We start from the raw sequence: 18,169 nt of genomic DNA, 5'->3' as shown, positions 1-18,169 counted from the left end.
AGTCCTTGGACAGCATCGCCGGCCGTCCTCGCATCCCGGAAAGTGTCCGGCAGCTGCCGGCAGTTCGCCAAGCTCAACCCAGGATGTCGAGAATGACGTATTACCCCAAGGCCTCAGCCTCCACCAGCGGCGCCCCGTCCGACGGCCGCGCAGGCGTTTCCGCCTCCGTCCGGTTTCCGGAGATCGAAGAGCGCATCCTGAAGTACTGGGACCAGGACGGCACCTTCCAGGCCAGCATCGACCAGCGCAGCGCCGACCTGCCTGGCGGCGAGCCCGGCAGCAACGAATTCGTCTTCTACGACGGACCGCCCTTCGCCAACGGCCTGCCGCACTACGGCCACCTCCTGACCGGCTACGCCAAGGACCTGGTGGGCCGCTACCAGACCCAGCGCGGCAAGCGCGTGGAACGGCGCTTCGGCTGGGACACCCACGGCCTCCCCGCCGAACTCGAGGCCATGAAGCAGCTCGGCATGACCGACAAGACCCAGATCGAAGCCATGGGCATCGACAAGTTCAACGACGCCTGCCGGGCCTCCGTCATGAAGTACGCCGACGAATGGCGCGCCTACGTCACCCGCCAGGCCCGCTGGGTGGACTTCGACAACGACTACAAGACGCTCAACGTCGAATACATGGAGTCGGTCCTCTGGGCCTTCAAGCAGCTGCACGAAAAGGGCCTGACCTACAACGGTTACCGCGTGCTGCCGTACTGCTGGAAGGACGAGACGCCGCTGTCCAACCATGAGCTGCGCATGGACGACGACGTCTACAAGAACCGCCAGGACCAGACCGTCACGGTGACCTTCCCCATCCTTGCCGGCGAGTCGGAGCTGTCCCGGCAGCTGGCCGGCGTGCAGGCCCTGGCCTGGACCACGACGCCCTGGACGCTGCCCACCAACGCCGCGCTCGCCGTCGGACCCGACATCACCTACGCCGTGGTCCCCGCCGGCCCCAACGGCATCAAGGCAGCCTCGGCGGATGCGCCGGTCTCCGGCAGCTTCCTGCTGGCAGCAGACCTGCTGGGCAGCTACGCCAAGGACCTGGGCTACGACGGTTTCGAAGCCGCCGAAGCCGCCGTGGTGTCCACCCACACCGGCGCCGAGCTGGAGGGCCTGCAGTACCAGCGCCTGTGGGACGACTTCAGCGACAACGAGAAGTACGGCATGGACAACGCCTGGCGTTTCCTGGTGGCCGACTACGTCACCACCACTGACGGCACCGGCATCGTCCACCAGGCTCCCGCCTACGGCGAGGACGACCAGAAGGTCTGCGAGGAAGCGGGCATCCCCGTGGTGCTGTCGGTGGACGAGGGGGCAAAATTCCTCCCGCTGTTCAAGCACGGCGACCTCCATGACATCGCCGGCCTGCAGGTCTTTGAAGCCAACAAGCCCATCACCCAGGTGCTCCGCGCCCAGGGCCGGCTGGTCAAGCAGGCCAGCTACGAGCACAGCTACCCGCACTGCTGGCGCTGCCGCAACCCGCTGATCTACCGCGCGGTGTCCTCCTGGTACGTGGAGGTCACTAAGTTCAAGGACCGCATGTCGGAACTGAACCAGGACATCAACTGGATCCCCGGCAACGTCAAGGACGGCCAGTTCGGCAAGTGGCTGGAGAACGCCCGCGACTGGTCCATCAGCCGCAACCGGTTCTGGGGAAGCCCCATTCCCGTGTGGCAGTCCAGCGACCCCGAATACCCGCGCACCGACGTCTACGGCTCCCTCGCCGAGATCGAAGCGGACTTCGGCCGGCTGCCCCTGAACAAGGACGGCCAGGTGGACCTGCACCGCCCGTTCATCGACGAGCTCACCCGGCCCAACCCGGACGATCCCCGCACCCCTGAAGAGGGCCAGTCCGTGATGCGGCGCGTCGAGGACGTCCTGGACGTCTGGTTCGACTCCGGCTCCATGCCCTACGGACAGGTCCATTATCCGTTCGAGAACGAAGCCTGGTTCGACACCCACAACCCGGCCGACTTCATCGTCGAATACATCGGCCAAACCCGCGGCTGGTTCTACATGCTGCACATACTCTCCACGGCCCTGTTCGACCGGCCGGCGTTCCGCAACGTCATCAGCCACGGCATCGTGCTGGGCTCCGACGGGCAGAAGATGTCCAAGAGCCTGCGCAACTACCCGGACGTCTCCGAGGTCCTGGACCGCGACGGCTCCGACGCCATGCGCTGGTTCCTGATGTCCAGCCCGATCCTGCGTGGCGGAAACCTGATCGTCACCGAGCAGGGCATCCGTGACGGCGTACGCCAAGTCATCCTGCCCCTGTGGAACGTCTACAGCTTCTTCGCGCTGTACACCAACGCGGCAAACGGCGGGGACGGCTACGAGGCGACGCTCCGCTACGACGGCTACGAGGACACCCTGGACCAGTACCTGCTGGCCAACACCGGCGAACTGGTGCGCACCATGACGGAGCGGCTGGACGCGTATGACATTTCAGGTGCCTGCGATGCCCTGCGCAGCTACCTGGACATGCTGACCAACTGGTATGTGCGCCGCAGCCGCCAGCGCTTCTTCGATGAGGACCGGGACGCGTTCGACGCGCTGTACACGGCACTGGAGACGGTGTCCCGCGCGGCAGCCTCCCTGCTGCCGCTGGTCACCGAGGAAATCTGGCGCGGCCTGACCGGCGGGCGCTCCGTGCACCTTGCCGACTGGCCTGACGCTGACCTGTTCCCCGCCGATCCCGGGCTCGTTGAGGCCATGGACCGGGTGCAGCAGATCTGCTCCACCGGCTCCTCACTCCGCAAGGCCGCCAACCTCCGGGTCCGCCTGCCCCTGCAGGAACTCAGCGTGGTGGCTCCCGGCGCCGACGCGCTGGACGGCTTCGCCGCAGTCATCGCCGACGAACTGAACATCAGGTCCGTCCGGCTGCTCGACGCCGCCACGGCATCCCCGGAGGAATTCGGCATCCAGCAGAAGCTGGTGGTCAACGCCCGCGCGGCCGGTCCGCGCCTGGGCAAGAACGTGCAGGTGGCCATCAAGGGATCCAAGTCCGGTGACTGGTCCGTGGATGGCAACGGTGTGGTCACTGCCGGGGGCCTGCAGCTTGAACCGCAGGAATACACCCTCGAGACGGTGGTGGCAGAGGCCGACGGCGGTGCTGCCGCCTCCTCTGCGTCGTCTGCTGTCGCAGTCCTGCCGAGCGGCGGCTTCGTGGTCCTGAACACCGAGGTCACCCCGGAGCTGGAGGCCGAAGGCCTGGCCCGGGACATGGTCCGCGCCATCCAGCAGGCCCGCAAGGACGCCGGGCTCAATGTCAGCGACCGGATCCGAACCTCCGTGTCCGCCGCCCAGAACGTGGTGGACGCCCTGCTGGCCAACGCCGAACTGGTCAAGGGGGAGACGCTCACCGTGGACCTCGTGGCTGCACCGGCGGATGTCGCCGAACCCGCCGTCGTCGTCGAAAAAGTGGAGGCCTGAGCCGTGACCGACGAATTTTCCGTGGAAAGCGTCTACGCCGAGCTGCTGGGCCGGGCGCCGGAAAACAAGATGGAACCGCGGCTTGCTCCGCTGTTCCGCGCCATGGATGTCCTCGGGGAGCCCAACAAGGCGTACCCGATCATCCACGTAACCGGAACCAACGGCAAGACCTCGACGTCGCGGATGATCGAATCCGTCCTCCGGGCCCACGGGCTGAGCACGGGCCGCTACACCAGCCCGCACCTGTCCAAGGTCACGGAGCGGATCAGCATCGACGGGCACCCCGTGTCCGATGAGACGTTCGTCCGCATCTGGGACGAGATCCGCCCCTACCTGCAGATCGTCGACGCCGAGCTCGAAGCCGACGGCCAGCCGCGGCTGACGTACTTCGAGTGCGTGACCATCCTGGGCTTCGCCATCTTCGCGGACCAGCCCGTCAACGTCGCCATCATCGAAGTGGGACTGGGCGGCATCACCGACGCCACCAACGTCGGCGACGGGCAGGTCTCCGTGGTCACCCCGATATCGCTGGACCACACCGACCTGCTCGGCGACACCACCGCCGACATCGCGTTTGAAAAGGCCGGCATCATCAAGCCCGGCGGTTTCCTGGTCAGCGCGGCGCAGCCGCTTGACGCCGCGCAGGTCCTGCTGGACAAGGCCAAGGACGTCGGCGTGCCGTTCCGCTTTGAAGGCGTGGAGTTCGGCGTCGAGTCCCGCACCGTGGCCGTAGGCGGCCAGATGGTCACCATCCAGGGAACCGCCGGGCGCTACCCCGACCTCCTGGTGCCCCTTCACGGCGCCCACCAGGCGCAGAACGCCGCCGTTGCCGTGGCAGCGCTGGAGGCATTCTTCGGCGGCAAGGAACTGCCCTTCGACGTCCTCCAGGAAGGCTTCGCCGCCGTCACCTCGCCGGGACGGCTGGAAGTGGTCCGGACAGCGCCCACGATCATCGTCGATGCCGCCCACAACCCCGACGGCATCAAGGCGTCGGCCGCGGCGCTGCAGGAAGCATTCACCTTCAGCCGGCTCGTTCCCGTGGTCGGCGTCCTGAAGGAGAAGGACGCCGAGGAGATCCTCCGGGAACTGAAGGAATCACTCGGTGATGTGGCGGAGGAGTACTGCTTCACCCAGTCCAACTCCCCGCGGGCAGTCCCCGCCGCCGAACTGGCCGAACTGGCCATCGACCTGGGCTTCGGCGAGGACAACGTCCACGTGGCAGAGAAACTCGACGACGCCCTCGAATGGGCGGTGGAACGGGCAGAAGCCAACGACGACCTCTCCGGCGGCGTCCTGGTCACCGGTTCCATCACCCTCGTTGCCGAAGCCCGCATCCTTCTGGGAAAGACGGAGGCCTGAGAATGGCACGGCTGACCAAGGCCCAGCGCGAATGGCGCCCGGGCATGCCGAAAAAGCGACGCTCCACCAAGGTGATGTTCGCCTCCACCGTGCTCCTGCTGGAAGCATTCGTCATATTCTTCGCCACGCTGGCGGTCTTCGGGCTGCGCCGCGGCGAGTTTCCGCCGGCCTTGATTCTCGGCGTCGGAATCGCTTTGAGCGCCGTGATGGTGCTGGCCTGCGCGGTCCTCAGGAAGCCCTGGGGAATCGGGCTGGGCTGGGTGCTGCAGGTGGTCCTGATCCTGACGGGAATCATCGAACCTGCCATGTTCCTGGTAGGCGTCCTGTTCGGCATCTGCTGGTGGTACGGGATCCGCACCGGCATCAGGATCGACCGCGAGGCCGGCGAACGCGAACGTGAGCAGGCCGCCTGGGAAGCTGCCCATCCGGACCAGGCCGCCGGCGGCCAGGCCCCGTAGGCAGTCCACGTAGACTTGACCCCAAACCCCACCAACGCATTGGAGCAGTTGTGACTACAGAGCGCACCCTCGTCCTGATCAAGCCCGACGGCGTCGCCCGCAACCTGACCGGCGCCGTCCTGGCCCGGGTCGAAGCCAAGGGCTACACCCTGGTTGAACTGAAGAAGGTCAACGCCACCCGGGAACTCCTCGAGCAGCACTACGAGGAGCACGTGGGCAAGCCCTTCTACGAGCCCCTCGTGGAGTTCATGCTCAGCGGCCCCGTGGTCGCTGCGATCTTCGAAGGCCACCGCGTCATCGAAGGCTTCCGTTCCCTGGCCGGCACCACCGATCCCACCACCGCAGCACCCGGGACCATCCGCGGCGACTTTGGCCGCGACTGGGGCCTGAAGGTGCAGCAGAACCTGGTGCACGGTTCGGACTCCGCCGACTCCGCGGAACGCGAAATCAAGATCTGGTTCCAGGACTAGGATCCTGCCAGCGCCCGGCGGCGCGTTTAACGAGCCAAGGCCAATGTTCCCGGGGGAACATTGGCCTTGGCTGTATCCGGGCGGCGTCGGTCAGAAGCCGGACGTTCCCACGAACACCTGGATGAAGGCGAAGAAGATGCTGGCGATGACGCCCACGTAAAGCAGGGCAACGATGATCCAGCCGGAGTCGCCCGCGATGCGGGCAGCCCCGGACGGAACGGGGATGATGCCTGCGGTGATGTTCCGGATGGTGGTCCACACGAAGAGCGGGATCATCGCGGCCCAGACGATCATGCAGAACGGGCAGAGAACGTGGATGTCGTACAGGGCCTGGGACCACAGCCAGACCACGAACGCGAAGCCGAGGGTGACGCCGGCCTGCAGCCCTGCCCAGAACCACTTGGCGAAGGTAGCCCCGGACAACAGGGCCATGCCCACCGTGATGATGACGGCAAAGGCCACAATTCCAATGAACATGTTGGGGAAGCCGAAGAGCGAGCTCTGCCAGGTCTTCATCACCTCGCCACAGGAGATCCACGGGTTCACGTCGCAGACGGTGGTGTGGTTGGGATCCTGCAGCGTGGCAAGCTTTTCCAGGACGAGGGTTCCCGAGGCGAGCCACCCGATGGCCCCGGTGATCACCAGGAGCCAGCCGAACGGCCGTGTGCGGGCCATGAACGGCAGGTTCCCTGAGGGTGCTGTGTCCGGGCCGGTGGTGGCCTCGTGGGCCTCCGGGCCGCTGACGGGGGAGATGCTGGGCATTGGTTTGGCGTCCTTTTCGTCCGGTGCTCCTGTGCCCGATTGTAACGCCGGCGGCTGGAGGAAACGTTCAGGAAACTGAAAGCCGGGGGAGCACCTCCGCCGCGTTTTAGTCCGCGTATGAGAGAATAAGCGTGGCTGGAAGCCGAACCACATTCGGTCTCCAGTCCGGTGGCTTGTTCCCAAGACCGCCAATGACGAGCAGGGCAGGCCTCGGGTTTTCCGATCACTCCCGCAATCTCCATTGGGCGGCACCTGGTTGTGGCACGTAGAACAACGGGTTTCAGAACATCCTCCGGCTCCTGTGGACTGCCGCACCCCAACGCCGGTGCGAACCTGGGAGTATCCACGTGACTTCTGTCAACGCCTGCGGGTTTTGACAATATGTGCCCCAATGGGTGCCGGATGTGGCGGTACGTCAGGGGCAGGAGTGTTGCCACAGATGAACAATGAACCAGAGCTTTCCGTTAATGACGATGCACCGGCTGTAGAAACCCCGGCCGAACCGAAAAAGGCTCCCCGGACCCGCCGCAAGGCCGCGGCCAAGGCAGAAGACGCCGCAGCCCCGGCGTCCGAAGCTGCCGCGGACGTTGACGTTGCCACAGCAGGGGCCGTTCCCGATGCCGCCACCGGGGATGCGGAGGCGCCCGCCAAGGCGCCCGCCCGCCGCACCCGGGCACGCAAGAAGCCGGACACCGCGGAACCCCTGCCGGCCTTCGCCGCCGATCCCGCATCCGCCGATGCGCCCGACGCTGCTGCTGTGCCAAGCCCGGCCGTGGACGGTGCGCCCGGTCCCGAGGCAGCTGAGGAGGCCAAGCCGGTGCGCCGTCGTCGTGTAGCCACCCGCAAAGCCGCCGCCCCGGAAGCAGCCCCCGCCGGTCCGGAAGCCGCTGCCGAGGCCGCTGCGGAGGAGCCCGCCGTCGAGCAGGCCCTGCCGCTGGAGCAGGAAGCCGCCGCACAGGAGAACCCCGCGGCCGGGGCACCCGACGCCGGGGATGACGCCGTCGCCGCGGCCCCCGGGGAACCTGCCGCCACGGTGGCAGAGCCGGCCGCCGCCGGACAGGAAGCCCCGGCCGCGGACGCTCCCGCAGCGGAGACGCCTGCCCAGGCCGACGCCGCAGCCGCCGGGGACGCCAGCCCCTTCGCCTCCCTGTTCCTCGAGCCGGCGTCCCCCACGTCCGTGCTGTTCCAGGCTCCGGACCTGAGCACCGTGGTCCGCCAGCCCGCCCCCGTGGCCGAGGAACAGGAAACGGACGACGCCGAAGACACCGAATCGGACGATTCCTCCGGCCGCCGCCGTCGCCGCAGCCGTGGCCGGCGCGGCCGCAACCGCCTCGAAGACCGCGAAGCCGGCGCGGACGACTCCGATGCTGACGGCGATGCGTCCGACGACGCCGAGGACGGTGCCGGGCAGGCCGAGGACGGCGTTACCTCCCGCCGCCGGCGCCGCCGCCGCCGGGGTGACCAGGACCTTGAACTGACCGGCGGCAGCGAGGATGATCCGCCCAACACGGTGACCCGGGTCCGCGCCCCGCGGACCGTGAGCGAGGCGCCTGCCAGCAACCGCGTCACCAGCGTCAAGGGCTCCACCCGCCTCGAGGCCAAGAAGCAGCGCCGCCGCGAATCCCGGGACACGGGCCGCCGCCGCACCGTCATCACCGAGGCTGAGTTCCTGGCCCGCCGTGAATCCGTTGACCGGCAGATGATCGTGCGCCAGCGCGACGACAGGATCCAGATCGCCGTCCTGGAGGACGGCGTGCTGGCCGAACATTTCGTGTCCAAGACCCAGCAGGACTCGCTGATCGGCAACGTGTACCTGGGCAAGGTCCAGAACGTGCTGCCGTCGATGGAAGCGGCCTTCGTGGACATCGGCCGCGGCCGGAACGCCGTCCTGTACGCCGGCGAGGTCAACTGGGAAGCGGTCAACCTTGAGGGCAAGCAGCGCCGTATCGAGAACGCGCTGAAGTCCGGGGACACCGTCCTGGTCCAGGTCACCAAGGACCCCGTGGGGCACAAGGGCGCCCGGCTCACCAGCCAGATCTCCCTGCCGGGCCGCTACCTGGTCTACGTGCCCGGCGGCTCGATGACGGGCATCTCCCGCAAGCTGCCCGACGTCGAGCGCAACCGCCTCAAGCGCATCCTGAAGGACCGCCTGCCGGAACACGCGGGCGTCATTGTCCGCACCGCCGCCGAAGGAGCGTCCGAGGAAGAGCTCACGCACGACATCAACCGGCTTCGCGCACAGTGGGAAGGCATCGAAAGCCAGTCCACCTCCACCAAGGTCCTGGCCCCCGAGCTGCTCTACGGTGAACCCGACCTCACCATCAAGGTGGTCCGCGACGTCTTCAACGAAGACTTCTCCAAGCTGATCGTCTCCGGGGAAGAAGCCTGGGACACCATCGAGGCCTACGTCACCTACGTGGCGCCGGACCTCGTGGGACGCCTGGAAAAGTGGACTAAGGACCAGGACATCTTCGCGGCCTGGCGGATCGACGAGCAGATCCACAAAGCTCTGGAACGCAAGGTCTTCCTGCCCTCCGGCGGTTCCCTGGTGATCGACCGTACCGAAGCCATGACCGTGGTGGACGTCAACACCGGCAAGTTCACCGGCAGCGGCGGCAACCTCGAAGAGACCGTGACCAAGAACAACCTTGAGGCCGCTGAGGAAGTGGTCCGCCAGCTGCGCCTGCGCGACATTGGCGGCATCATCGTCATCGACTTCATCGACATGGTCCTCGAATCCAACCGCGACCTGGTCCTCCGCCGCCTGGTGGAGTGCCTGGGCCGTGACCGCACCAAGCACCAGGTTGCCGAAGTCACCTCCCTGGGCCTGGTCCAGATGACCCGCAAGCGGATGGGCACCGGGCTCCTTGAAGTCTTCGGTGAGCAGTGCGAAGCATGCGCCGGCCGCGGCGTCGTCACCCATGACGACCCCGTGGAACACCGCCGCGCCAACATCGTTGCCGCCGAACAGCACGTCCAGCGGACCGACCGTTCCGAGTCCCGCAGCGAAGGGCACCGGCCCGAGGGCCAGCGTGCCGAAGGGATCCAGCAGGCCACCCGTGGGGAGCGCAAGCGCCGGCGCGGACGCGGCGGCCAGCAAACCGAGCCCGCGCCCGCAGCGCCGCAGGTCCCGGCGGACCAGCCCGACCCCCACGAGGCGGAACGGCACGCCAAGGCGGAAGCCACCCGGCTGGCCCTGGCCAACATCGCTGCCGCTGCCCACGCAGCACACCTGCACGATGACGAGGTCGCAGCTGCCCGGCAGACAGCGTCCCCGCAGGCACCCGCCGAACAGGCTGCCGTCCTTCCGGCGCCTGTCCACGCGGACCGGCACGACGACGCCGCCCCTGCACGTCCGGCGGCTGTCCTGACCTTCGGCGGCGAGAAAGTCGCGCTGCCCTTCGTGGAGCATGCGGAGGACCAGCAGCCCAAGCCGGCGTTGTCGCTGGACCGGCTGGCAGAAGCCTTCGCACATCTGGGCCAGCCTGCGGCGCCGGTGGACGTGCCTAAGGAGACTGCTGCGGCACCCGAAAAGGAGCCCGCACCGGCCGCCGAACCTGCCCCGGAGCCTTCACCTGCGGCGCAGGAACAGGCCCCGGACCCCTCCAGGCAGCGGCGTCCCCGCCGCCACCGCAGCGCCAGCCGCGCCCAGGGTGCAGCCAACGAAACCACTGTGGAGCAGCACCACAATGCGCCGGTGGCCAGCGAGGGCCACTCCCACGCAGCCAAGGCGCCGGAACCAGCCGCACCAACACAGGCCGCCGCGAAGGCTGACGAGCCCATCATCCTAGGTGTCGGGGTTCCCGCTTCGGAACTGTGACGCCAGGCGATGCCCGGTCCTTCCCCGCGGGGGGAGGGCCGGGCATCCGGCTTTTAAGGCCGCCGCGGCCGGACAGGAAAGTCACCTTTCGAACCTTCCCGGTGCACCGGCTAGGCTGGGGAACCGACACGGGGTGCCGCGCAGAAGGCCGGCTGAGATCCAGACCCGTTGAACCTGTCCGGCTAGTACCGGCGAAGGGATGTCTCTGTTGTCCTCCATTCTTGCTGCGCCTGCGCCCGCTCACTTTTCCGCCACCTTGCCGTCCCGGGGGACCGGTGCCGGAACCAGGATTCCGCGGGTCCTCGCCATCGCCGGCTCGGACCCCTCCGGCGGCGCCGGTATCCAGGCCGACCTGAAAAGCATCGCAGCGCACGGCGGCTACGGCATGGCCGCCATCACTGCCCTGACGGCGCAGAATACCCGGGGCGTCACGGCGGTCCATGTCCCGCCCGCCGACTTCCTGGCCCGGCAGTTGGACGCCATCAGCGACGACATCACTGTTGACGCCGTGAAGATCGGCATGCTGGGCGACTCCGGTGTCATCGCCGCCGTCCGCGACTGGCTCGCCAAGGTTCGGCCCGCCGTCGTGGTCCTTGACCCGGTGATGGTCGCCACGAGCGGTGACCGGCTGCTCCAGGAATCCGCCGAGGCGGCACTCCGTGACCTGCTGCCCCTGGCCCACCTGGTCACCCCCAACCTGGCCGAGCTGGCCATGCTGCTCAACGAGGATGTCCAGGAGACCTGGCCGCAGGCGCTGGAACAGGGCCGCCGGCTTGCCGCAGCCACGGGCACCGTCGTCCTGGTCAAGGGCGGCCACCTGCGCGGCGCCGGCTGCCCGGACGCCCTGGTGGGGCTGCCCGGGGCGCTCTCCGCGGAGGTAGTGGAGGTTCCGGGGGAGCGGGTGGACACCCGGAACAGCCACGGCACCGGCTGCTCCCTTTCCTCGGCCATGGCCACCATCCAGGCCCGCGCCGGCAACTGGGAAGAGTCCCTGCGGGAGGCAAAACCGTGGCTGGCCGGTGCCCTCGCAGCCTCGGACACGCTGGAGGTGGGCTCCGGCAACGGGCCCGTCCACCACTTCCACCACGTGGCGGTGCCGCCCATGCCGGGGGCTTTCACCGCACAACTGCGGGAAGACGCCGAGGCTGAGCTTGAGGAAATCTACGGCCTGGAGTTCATCGGCGGGCTGGTCTCCGGCTCCCTGCCTGAGGACCAGTTCGCATACTACCTGGCGCAGGATGCGCTCTACCTCAACGGCTATTCCCGCGTTCTTGCCCGCGCCAGCGCCCTGGCCCCCACCGAGGAAGGGCAGCTATTCTGGGCGGCATCGGCCCAGCAGTGCCTTGAGGTTGAATCGGAACTGCACCGCTCCTGGCTCAGCACCCGCACCGTGCGGCCGGGCCTGGGACCCGTCACCAAGGCCTACGTGGACCACCTGACGGCCGCTTCGGCGTCGGGAAGCTACGGTGTACTGGCCGCGGCCGTCCTGCCGTGCTTCTGGCTGTACGCGGAGGCCGGCCGGACCCTCCATGCCCGGTTCGTGGCCGCAGGGGAACCCGCGGACCACCCGTATGCCGAGTGGCTCCGCACCTACGCGGACGAGGACTTTGCTGCGGCTACACGCAGGGCCATTGGCCTCGTGGACGCCGCGGCACAGGCCGCAGGAGAAACCGAGCGCGCAGCCATGGCAGAGGCTTTCCGGCAGTCCTGCCGGCTGGAAGTCGAATTCTTCGACGCGCCGCGGCTCCACGCCTGACCTGTTCCGCACCCGGTTGCCGGTAATATGGACAAGGCCCCGGCGCAGGAACAAGGTTTTATGTGGTTCCTATCACAGACCGCCCGCCGGAGCCAGCCTCATTTGCGGCCGGAGACGGAATTAGCGTAGTCTGTATCTTCGGTGCTTACGCCAACACTTGGGTTATGACCCCACGGCGTTGAGGCACAGCGAGAAACCAGGCTTCAATAAGTCGGTTCCGCACGCAAATTTAGTTATAAACGTCGAGAGAAGTGAGTTCCCAAGTGGTGTACGCGATTGTCCGCGCAGGCGGCCGCCAAGAGAAGGTTTCTGTAGGAGACTTCGTTACCCTTAACCGCGTCGCCGGTGGGGCCGGTAGCACCATCGAGCTGCCCGCACTGCTCCTGGTGGACGGTGACAAGGTCACCTCCGCCGCTGCCGACCTGGCCAAGGTATCTGTCACGGCTGAGATCCTGGAAGACCTCCGCGGTCCCAAGATCGTCATCCAGAAGTTCAAGAACAAGACCGGCTACAAGAAGCGCCAGGGTCACCGTCAGGAACTGACCAAGGTCAAGATCACCGGCATCAAGTAACCAACGGTTACCGCAGGTTTTTTTCACACAGAATCACCAGAACCTTAAAGGCAGGCATTTCAGATGGCACATAAAAAGGGCGCGAGCTCCACTCGCAACGGTCGTGACTCCAACGCACAGTACCTCGGCGTCAAGCGCTTCGGCGGCCAGGTCGTTTCGGCCGGCGAGATCATCGTCCGCCAGCGCGGCACCCACTTCCACCCCGGCGCCGGCGTCGGCCGTGGCGGCGACGACACCCTGTTCGCCCTGACCCCGGGCGCCGTTGAATTCGGCACCCGCCGCGGTCGTCGCGTCGTCAACATCGTTGCTGCTGCAGCTGCAGAGTAACAACACATCCTGAAGCGGTGGAGCGGGCCTGGTGGCCCGCTCCACTGTTCTTTTAAGCGCATTACAATCGATAGGGCGTCCAGTGGCGCCCACACGAGACTGAGGAGATTTACGTGGCCAGCTTTGTAGACCGGGTAGTACTGCACGTATCCGGCGGTACCGGCGGCCACGGTTGCGTCTCCGTCCACCGCGAGAAGTTCAAGCCCCTGGGCGGGCCCGACGGCGGCAACGGCGGCAACGGCGGCGACGTCATCCTCCGCGTGGACCACCAGACCACCACGCTCCTGGACTACCACCACGCGCCGCACCGGCACGCCACCAACGGCGGCCCCGGCATGGGTGACTGGCGCGGCGGCAAGAACGGCGAAACCCTCGTCCTTCCCGTCCCCGACGGGACCGTGGTCAAGTCCAAGGACGGCACGGTCCTCGCCGACCTGGTCGGCGAAGGTGCCGAGTACGTGGCAGCTGCCGGCGGCCTGGGCGGCCTCGGCAACGCCGCGCTCTCCTCGCAGAAGCGCCGCGCGCCCGGCTTCGCGCTGCTGGGCATCGAAGGGGAATCCAGCGACATCGTCCTGGAGTTGAAGTCCATTGCGGACATCGCCCTGGTCGGCTTCCCGTCGGCCGGCAAGTCGAGCCTCATCGCCGCCATGTCCGCTGCCCGGCCCAAGATCGCCGACTACCCCTTCACCACCCTGGTCCCGAACCTCGGAGTGGTCCAGGCCGGGGATGTCCGGTTCACCATCGCCGACGTGCCCGGCCTGATCGAAGGCGCCAGCGAAGGCAGGGGACTGGGACACAACTTCCTGCGCCACGTCGAACGCTGCGCGGCCCTGGTCCACGTCCTGGATTGCGGCACGCTGGAATCGGACCGCGACCCCCTCTCCGACCTGGCCATCATCGAAGCCGAACTTGAAAAGTACGCGGTGGACATGAGTTACGCCGGCCGTGACGGCGAAGTCATCCCCCTGAACCACCGGCCCCGCCTGGTGGCGTTGAACAAGGTGGACCTGCCTGACGGCAAGGACATGGCTGACTTCGTCCGCCCGGAGCTTGAGTCGCGCGGGTACCGGGTGTTCGAGGTTTCCGCCACCAGCCACGAGGGCCTGCGCCAGCTGGGCTTCGCCATGGCGGAGATCGTCAAGGCCGCGCGCGACGCCGTCGAAGCAGCGCCGCCCAAGGTCACCCCCACGGTCCTTCGTCCCCGGGCCGTCAACGAGACGGGCTTCCGGATCCGGCGGGAAGAGAAGGCCCACGAACCGCTCTTCCGGGTCCTGGGTGAAAAGCCCGTCCGGTGGGTCAAGCAGACCGACTTCACCAATGAGGAAGCCATTGGCTACCTCGCCGACCGGCTCGCCAAGCTGGGTGTGGAAACCGAATTGTTCAAGATGGGCGCCAAGCCCGGCGACACCGTGGTGATCGGCGAGGACGACGGCGTTGTCTTCGACTGGGAACCCACCATGATGGCCGGCGCCGAACTCCTCGCCTCGCCGCGCGGTACCGATGTCCGCTTCGCCGACACCGGCGACCGGCCCACCCGAAGCCAGAAGCGCGAAGAGCAGCAGGAACGCCGCGAGGCCAAGGCAGCCGCGCGGGCGGAGCTCGAGGCCGAGCGGAAGGCCGGCATCTGGACCGAATCGGTCAGCAGCCGCCGTGCCGCCCAGCCCGTCAAGGAAAGTGGACTGGACGCCGACGATGAGTTCTAGCGCATCTGCCGCGGATACGGTGCCTGCGGCGGCGGACCGGGGCGCGCTTGCCACCGCACGCCGGGTGGTGGTCAAGGTGGGTTCATCCTCGCTGACCAGCATCAAGGGCGGAATTTCCGAGGAGTCGCTCACCGGCCTGGCGGACGCCCTGGCAGCCAAGCGCAACAGTGGAACCGAGATCATCCTGGTCTCCTCCGGTGCCATCGCGGCCGGCCTCGCGCCGCTCGGCCTGGCCAAGCGTCCCCGTGACCTGGCCACCCAGCAGGCGGCGGCCAGCGTCGGGCAGGGCCTGCTCATGGCCCGCTACACCCAGGCGTTCGGCGCGCATGGCGTCACCGTCAGCCAGGTGCTGCTGACCGCCGAGGACCTGATGCGGCGCAGCCAGCACACCAACGCCTTCCGCGCGCTGGACCGGCTGCTGAACCTCGGGGTGGTTCCCGTGGTCAACGAGAACGACACCGTAGCCACCCACGAAATCCGGTTCGGCGACAACGACCGGCTCGCGGCGCTGGTGGCCCACCTGGTCCGGGCCGACGCGCTCGTGCTGCTGTCCGACGTCGACTGCCTCTATGACGGACCGCCGGCCCAGGGCGCCCGGCGCATCCCGGTGGTCGGCGGACCCCACGACCTCGAGGGAGTCTCGATCGGCAGGACGGGCAAGGCCGGCGTCGGGACCGGCGGCATGGTCACCAAGGTCGAGGCAGCCAGCATGGCAGCGGGATCCGGAATCCACGCACTGGTGACCTCGACACCCAACGCCGCTGCCGCCCTGAACGGCGAAGACGTGGGAACCTGGTTCACCATCAACGGGTCACGCAAACCCGTCCGCCTGCTGTGGCTGGCCCACGTTGCCTCCGTCCAGGGCCGGCTGGTGCTGGACGACGGCGCGGTCCGTGCGGTGCGGCACCACCGCACCTCCCTGCTGCCCGCCGGAATCTCCGCAGTGCACGGCGCCTTCGAAGCGGGGGACGCCGTCGAAATAGCCGGCGCGGACGGCACGGTGGTGGCACGCGGGCTGGTCAACTACTCCTCGGAGGAGCTGCCCCGCATGCTCGGACGGTCCACGCGTGATCTCGGCGAGGAGCTGGGAACCGGCTACGACCGCGAAGTTGTTCATGTTGACGACCTGGTGCTGGTCTGAGCCGCGCCCTCGCCTAAACTTGAAACCATGACTGAGGCCCTGATCCACACGACAGCTGACAACACCGGAGACACTGCAGCCGCGCCCGGGGCGCAGCAGCCGGTTGACCTGCAGCCGTCCGACGTCGAAGCCGCGGTCCACTCCATCGCCGACCGCTCACGCCGTGCAGCGCGCCGCATGGCCATGGCAAACCGGGCCTGGAAGGACCGCGCCCTGCGTGCCGTGGGCGCCGCCCTGAAAGCCAACACGCAGGCGATCCTCGAGGCCAACGCCCGGGACGTTGCGGCCGGCAAGGCCAACGGTACGTCCGCTGCGCTGCTGGACCGGCTCACCCTCACCGGCGCACGCATCGACGGCCTGGTGGCGGCCCTGGAAAACCTCGCCAACCTTCCTGACCCGGTGGGCAACGTTGTCCGCGGCCAGACCCTGCCCAACGGGCTGCGCCTGCGCCAGGTCAACGTCCCCATGGGCGTGGTGGCCGCCATCTACGAAGCACGCCCCAATGTAACCGTGGACATCGCCGGCCTGGCGTTGAAGAGCGGCAACGCCGTGATCCTTCGCGGCGGCAGCGCCGCCGAAGCCACCAACAGCGTCCTGGTCAGGGTGCTGCGCGAAGCCCTTGAGTCCGTGGGCCTGCCCGCCGACGCCGTCCAGACGGTGGACCAGTACGGCCGGGCCGGCGCCAACGTACTGATGCGCGCCAGGGGCCGGGTGGACGTCCTCATTCCCCGCGGCGGCCGCGACCTGATCCAGACGGTCGTCACCAACTCTGCGGTCCCCGTGATTGAAACGGGGGAGGGCAACGTACACATCTTCATCGACGAATCCGCCGACGAAGAGATGGCCGTGGAGATCCTCCTCAACGCCAAGACCCAGCGGCCCAGCGTCTGCAACACCGTGGAGACCCTCCTGGTCCACTCCGGGTCCACTGTGCTGCCCGCCGTGGCCGCCGCACTGGACAAGGCCGGTGTCCGGCTGCACGTTGACGAACGCATCCGCGCAGCGCTGCCGGCTGCCGTGGATTCCGTCCCCGCCATGGACGAGGACTGGGCCACGGAGTACATGGACCTGGACCTGGCCGTCGGCATGGTGGACTCCATGGAGGAAGCCATCAGCCACATCCGCCGGTGGACCACCGGACACACCGAGGCCATCCTCACCAACAACCTCTCCAACGCCGAACGCTTCATCGCCGAGGTGGACTCCGCAGCAGTCATCGTGAACGCATCCACCCGGTTCACCGACGGCGGCGAGCTTGGCCTGGGCGCCGAGGTGGGCATTTCCACACAGAAGCTGCATGCCCGCGGACCCATGGGGCTCACCGAGCTCACCACCACCAAGTGGATCGTCCAGGGCGAGGGCCAAACCCGCGGCTAGCAACGCGGTAAACTAAACCAGACGCCAGAAGGCAGCGGAACGGTCCGCTGCCCGAAAACACTTGAACTAGGGGAGAACATGCTGTTCCAGCAGATCGCCACGACCGTCGCCGCCGCAGGCGAAGCAGAACACGAGGAACTCGCGCCGCTGTGGGCCGATCCTTTCGTCTTCGGCATTGTGATGTTCGTCATCCTCCTGGTCCTGATGTTCATCACGGTGTCCTACACCAACCTCGGCAACCGCCACACCGCCACCGAGGAGCACGCGGACCCGCACCGCCAGCACCCGAACAAGCACGATCACGGGCAGGGCCACTAACATTTCCCGCAAGTTGCGCCAGAGCAGTGACAAGGGCCGGATACGGCTGGGCGTGATGGGCGGGACGTTTGATCCCATCCATCACGGCCACCTTGTCGCCGCCAGTGAAGTGGCTGCCGAATTCGACCTGGACGAGGTTGTCTTCGTCCCCACCGGGCAGCCATGGCAGAAGTCCCACAAGCAGGTCAGCGAACCGGAGCACCGGTACCTCATGACTGTCATCGCCACGGCCTCCAACCCGCGGTTTACGGTCAGCAGGGTGGACGTGGACCGTCCCGGCCCCACCTACACCATTGACACGCTGCGGGACCTGAGGGCCCAGCGTCCCGACGCCGACCTGTTCTTCATCACCGGCGCAGACGCCCTGGCACAGATCCTGTCCTGGAAGGACATCGACGAGCTGTGGTCGCTGGCACACTTCGTCGGCGTGACCCGTCCCGGGCACGTCCTCGACGGCATGGGGCGCGACGACGTCAGCCTCCTCGAAGTGCCGGCCATGGCCATCTCTTCCACCGACTGCCGCACCCGTGTGGCGGCGAACAATCCGGTCTGGTACCTGGTTCCGGACGGGGTGGTCCAGTACATCGCCAAGTACGGCCTCTATGCGCAGGCGCCGGCAACCGGGGACGAATCACCTTCCGAAGCACGCGAACCAGCCAGTACTGAATGAGT

At 67.5% G+C, this 18,169-nt stretch carries 14 protein-coding genes and 1 riboswitch; of the genes, 13 read left to right on the top strand and 1 reads right to left on the bottom strand.

Annotated elements, in window-relative coordinates; genetic code table 11:
• Positions 1-92: 92 nt before the first annotated feature.
• From ileS to ndk, 4 genes are read left to right on the top strand one after another with little or no spacing between them, the layout of a single operon-like run.
• Positions 93-3,434 (top strand): isoleucine--tRNA ligase, encoded by a 3,342-nt coding sequence (gene ileS, locus AS031_RS07775; protein ID WP_058267533.1) that lies wholly within the window; start codon positions 93-95, stop codon positions 3,432-3,434.
• Between the two features lie 3 nt (positions 3,435-3,437).
• The gene (locus tag AS031_RS07770) at positions 3,438-4,793 is read left to right on the top strand and encodes a bifunctional folylpolyglutamate synthase/dihydrofolate synthase (RefSeq protein WP_058267532.1); all 1,356 of its coding nucleotides are present in this window, start codon (positions 3,438-3,440) and stop codon (positions 4,791-4,793) included.
• A 2-nt stretch (positions 4,794-4,795) separates the two neighbouring features.
• Positions 4,796-5,251 (top strand): DUF4233 domain-containing protein, encoded by a 456-nt coding sequence (locus AS031_RS07765; protein ID WP_058267531.1) that lies wholly within the window; start codon positions 4,796-4,798, stop codon positions 5,249-5,251.
• Between the two features lie 50 nt (positions 5,252-5,301).
• Complete coding sequence (gene ndk, locus AS031_RS07760) at positions 5,302-5,721, top strand: nucleoside-diphosphate kinase (protein WP_058267530.1); 420 nt, start codon at positions 5,302-5,304, stop codon at positions 5,719-5,721.
• Positions 5,722-5,811: 90 nt separating this feature from the next.
• On the opposite strand, the gene AS031_RS07755 is transcribed toward ndk, so the two are convergent.
• Positions 5,812-6,483, bottom strand: coding sequence for a vitamin K epoxide reductase family protein (locus AS031_RS07755; protein WP_058267529.1), 672 nt, complete (start codon positions 6,481-6,483; stop codon positions 5,812-5,814).
• A 439-nt stretch (positions 6,484-6,922) separates the two neighbouring features.
• Here AS031_RS07755 and AS031_RS07750 point away from each other — a divergent pair, with 439 nt between their 5' ends.
• From AS031_RS07750 to nadD, 9 genes are all read left to right on the top strand, one after another.
• On the top strand, positions 6,923-10,303 hold the full coding sequence (locus AS031_RS07750) for an Rne/Rng family ribonuclease (protein ID WP_058267528.1): 3,381 nt from the start codon (positions 6,923-6,925) through the stop codon (positions 10,301-10,303).
• 119 nt (positions 10,304-10,422) lie between these two features.
• A riboswitch (TPP riboswitch) is annotated at positions 10,423-10,520 on the top strand.
• Complete coding sequence (gene thiD / locus AS031_RS07745; protein ID WP_148639925.1) at positions 10,503-12,059, top strand: bifunctional hydroxymethylpyrimidine kinase/phosphomethylpyrimidine kinase; 1,557 nt, start codon at positions 10,503-10,505, stop codon at positions 12,057-12,059. (Overlaps the previous riboswitch by 18 nt.)
• A 263-nt stretch (positions 12,060-12,322) precedes the next feature.
• Positions 12,323-12,631 carry a 50S ribosomal protein L21 gene (gene rplU / locus AS031_RS07740; RefSeq protein WP_058267527.1) on the top strand — a complete coding sequence of 103 codons (309 nt, stop codon included), beginning with the start codon at positions 12,323-12,325 and terminating at the stop codon, positions 12,629-12,631.
• Positions 12,632-12,694: 63 nt separating this feature from the next.
• Positions 12,695-12,958, top strand: coding sequence for a 50S ribosomal protein L27 (gene rpmA, locus AS031_RS07735; protein ID WP_009372867.1), 264 nt, complete (start codon positions 12,695-12,697; stop codon positions 12,956-12,958).
• Between the two features lie 113 nt (positions 12,959-13,071).
• Positions 13,072-14,661: a GTPase ObgE gene (gene obgE / locus AS031_RS07730; protein ID WP_058267526.1), complete on the top strand. Its 1,590-nt coding sequence runs from the start codon at positions 13,072-13,074 to the stop codon at positions 14,659-14,661.
• Entirely contained in the window at positions 14,651-15,802 is a 1,152-nt protein-coding gene (gene proB / locus AS031_RS07725; RefSeq protein WP_058267525.1) for a glutamate 5-kinase, read from the top strand. Before obgE ends, proB begins: the two co-directional genes overlap by 11 nt.
• Before the next feature lie 27 nt (positions 15,803-15,829).
• Positions 15,830-17,179: a glutamate-5-semialdehyde dehydrogenase gene (locus AS031_RS07720; protein WP_058267524.1), complete on the top strand. Its 1,350-nt coding sequence runs from the start codon at positions 15,830-15,832 to the stop codon at positions 17,177-17,179.
• Positions 17,180-17,257: 78 nt separating this feature from the next.
• Positions 17,258-17,497 carry a hypothetical protein gene (locus tag AS031_RS07715; protein WP_058267523.1) on the top strand — a complete coding sequence of 80 codons (240 nt, stop codon included), beginning with the start codon at positions 17,258-17,260 and terminating at the stop codon, positions 17,495-17,497.
• A gap of 13 nt (positions 17,498-17,510) precedes the next feature.
• Positions 17,511-18,167 carry a nicotinate-nucleotide adenylyltransferase gene (nadD, locus tag AS031_RS07710; protein WP_228379585.1) on the top strand — a complete coding sequence of 219 codons (657 nt, stop codon included), beginning with the start codon at positions 17,511-17,513 and terminating at the stop codon, positions 18,165-18,167.
• Positions 18,168-18,169: the final 2 nt, after the last annotated feature.

This window comes from Pseudarthrobacter enclensis (genome assembly GCF_001457025.1).
Taxonomy (GTDB): domain Bacteria; phylum Actinomycetota; class Actinomycetes; order Actinomycetales; family Micrococcaceae; genus Arthrobacter; species Arthrobacter enclensis.
The sequence above is the reverse complement of the archived record's forward strand: the minus strand, read 5'-3'. Positions and strand labels throughout refer to the sequence as shown.

Coding starts and splice junctions, on each gene's coding strand:
- ileS (WP_058267533.1), top strand. CDS start 93: ATGACGTATTACCCCAAGGCCTCAGCCTCCACCAGCGGCGCCCCGTCC.
- AS031_RS07765 (WP_058267531.1), top strand. CDS start 4,796: ATGGCACGGCTGACCAAGGCCCAGCGCGAATGGCGCCCGGGCATGCCG.
- AS031_RS07755 (WP_058267529.1), bottom strand. CDS start 6,483: ATGCCCAGCATCTCCCCCGTCAGCGGCCCGGAGGCCCACGAGGCCACC.
- AS031_RS07750 (WP_058267528.1), top strand. CDS start 6,923: ATGAACAATGAACCAGAGCTTTCCGTTAATGACGATGCACCGGCTGTA.
- thiD (WP_148639925.1), top strand. CDS start 10,503: ATGTCTCTGTTGTCCTCCATTCTTGCTGCGCCTGCGCCCGCTCACTTT.
- rpmA (WP_009372867.1), top strand. CDS start 12,695: ATGGCACATAAAAAGGGCGCGAGCTCCACTCGCAACGGTCGTGACTCC.
- proB (WP_058267525.1), top strand. CDS start 14,651: ATGAGTTCTAGCGCATCTGCCGCGGATACGGTGCCTGCGGCGGCGGAC.
- AS031_RS07720 (WP_058267524.1), top strand. CDS start 15,830: ATGACTGAGGCCCTGATCCACACGACAGCTGACAACACCGGAGACACT.
- AS031_RS07715 (WP_058267523.1), top strand. CDS start 17,258: ATGCTGTTCCAGCAGATCGCCACGACCGTCGCCGCCGCAGGCGAAGCA.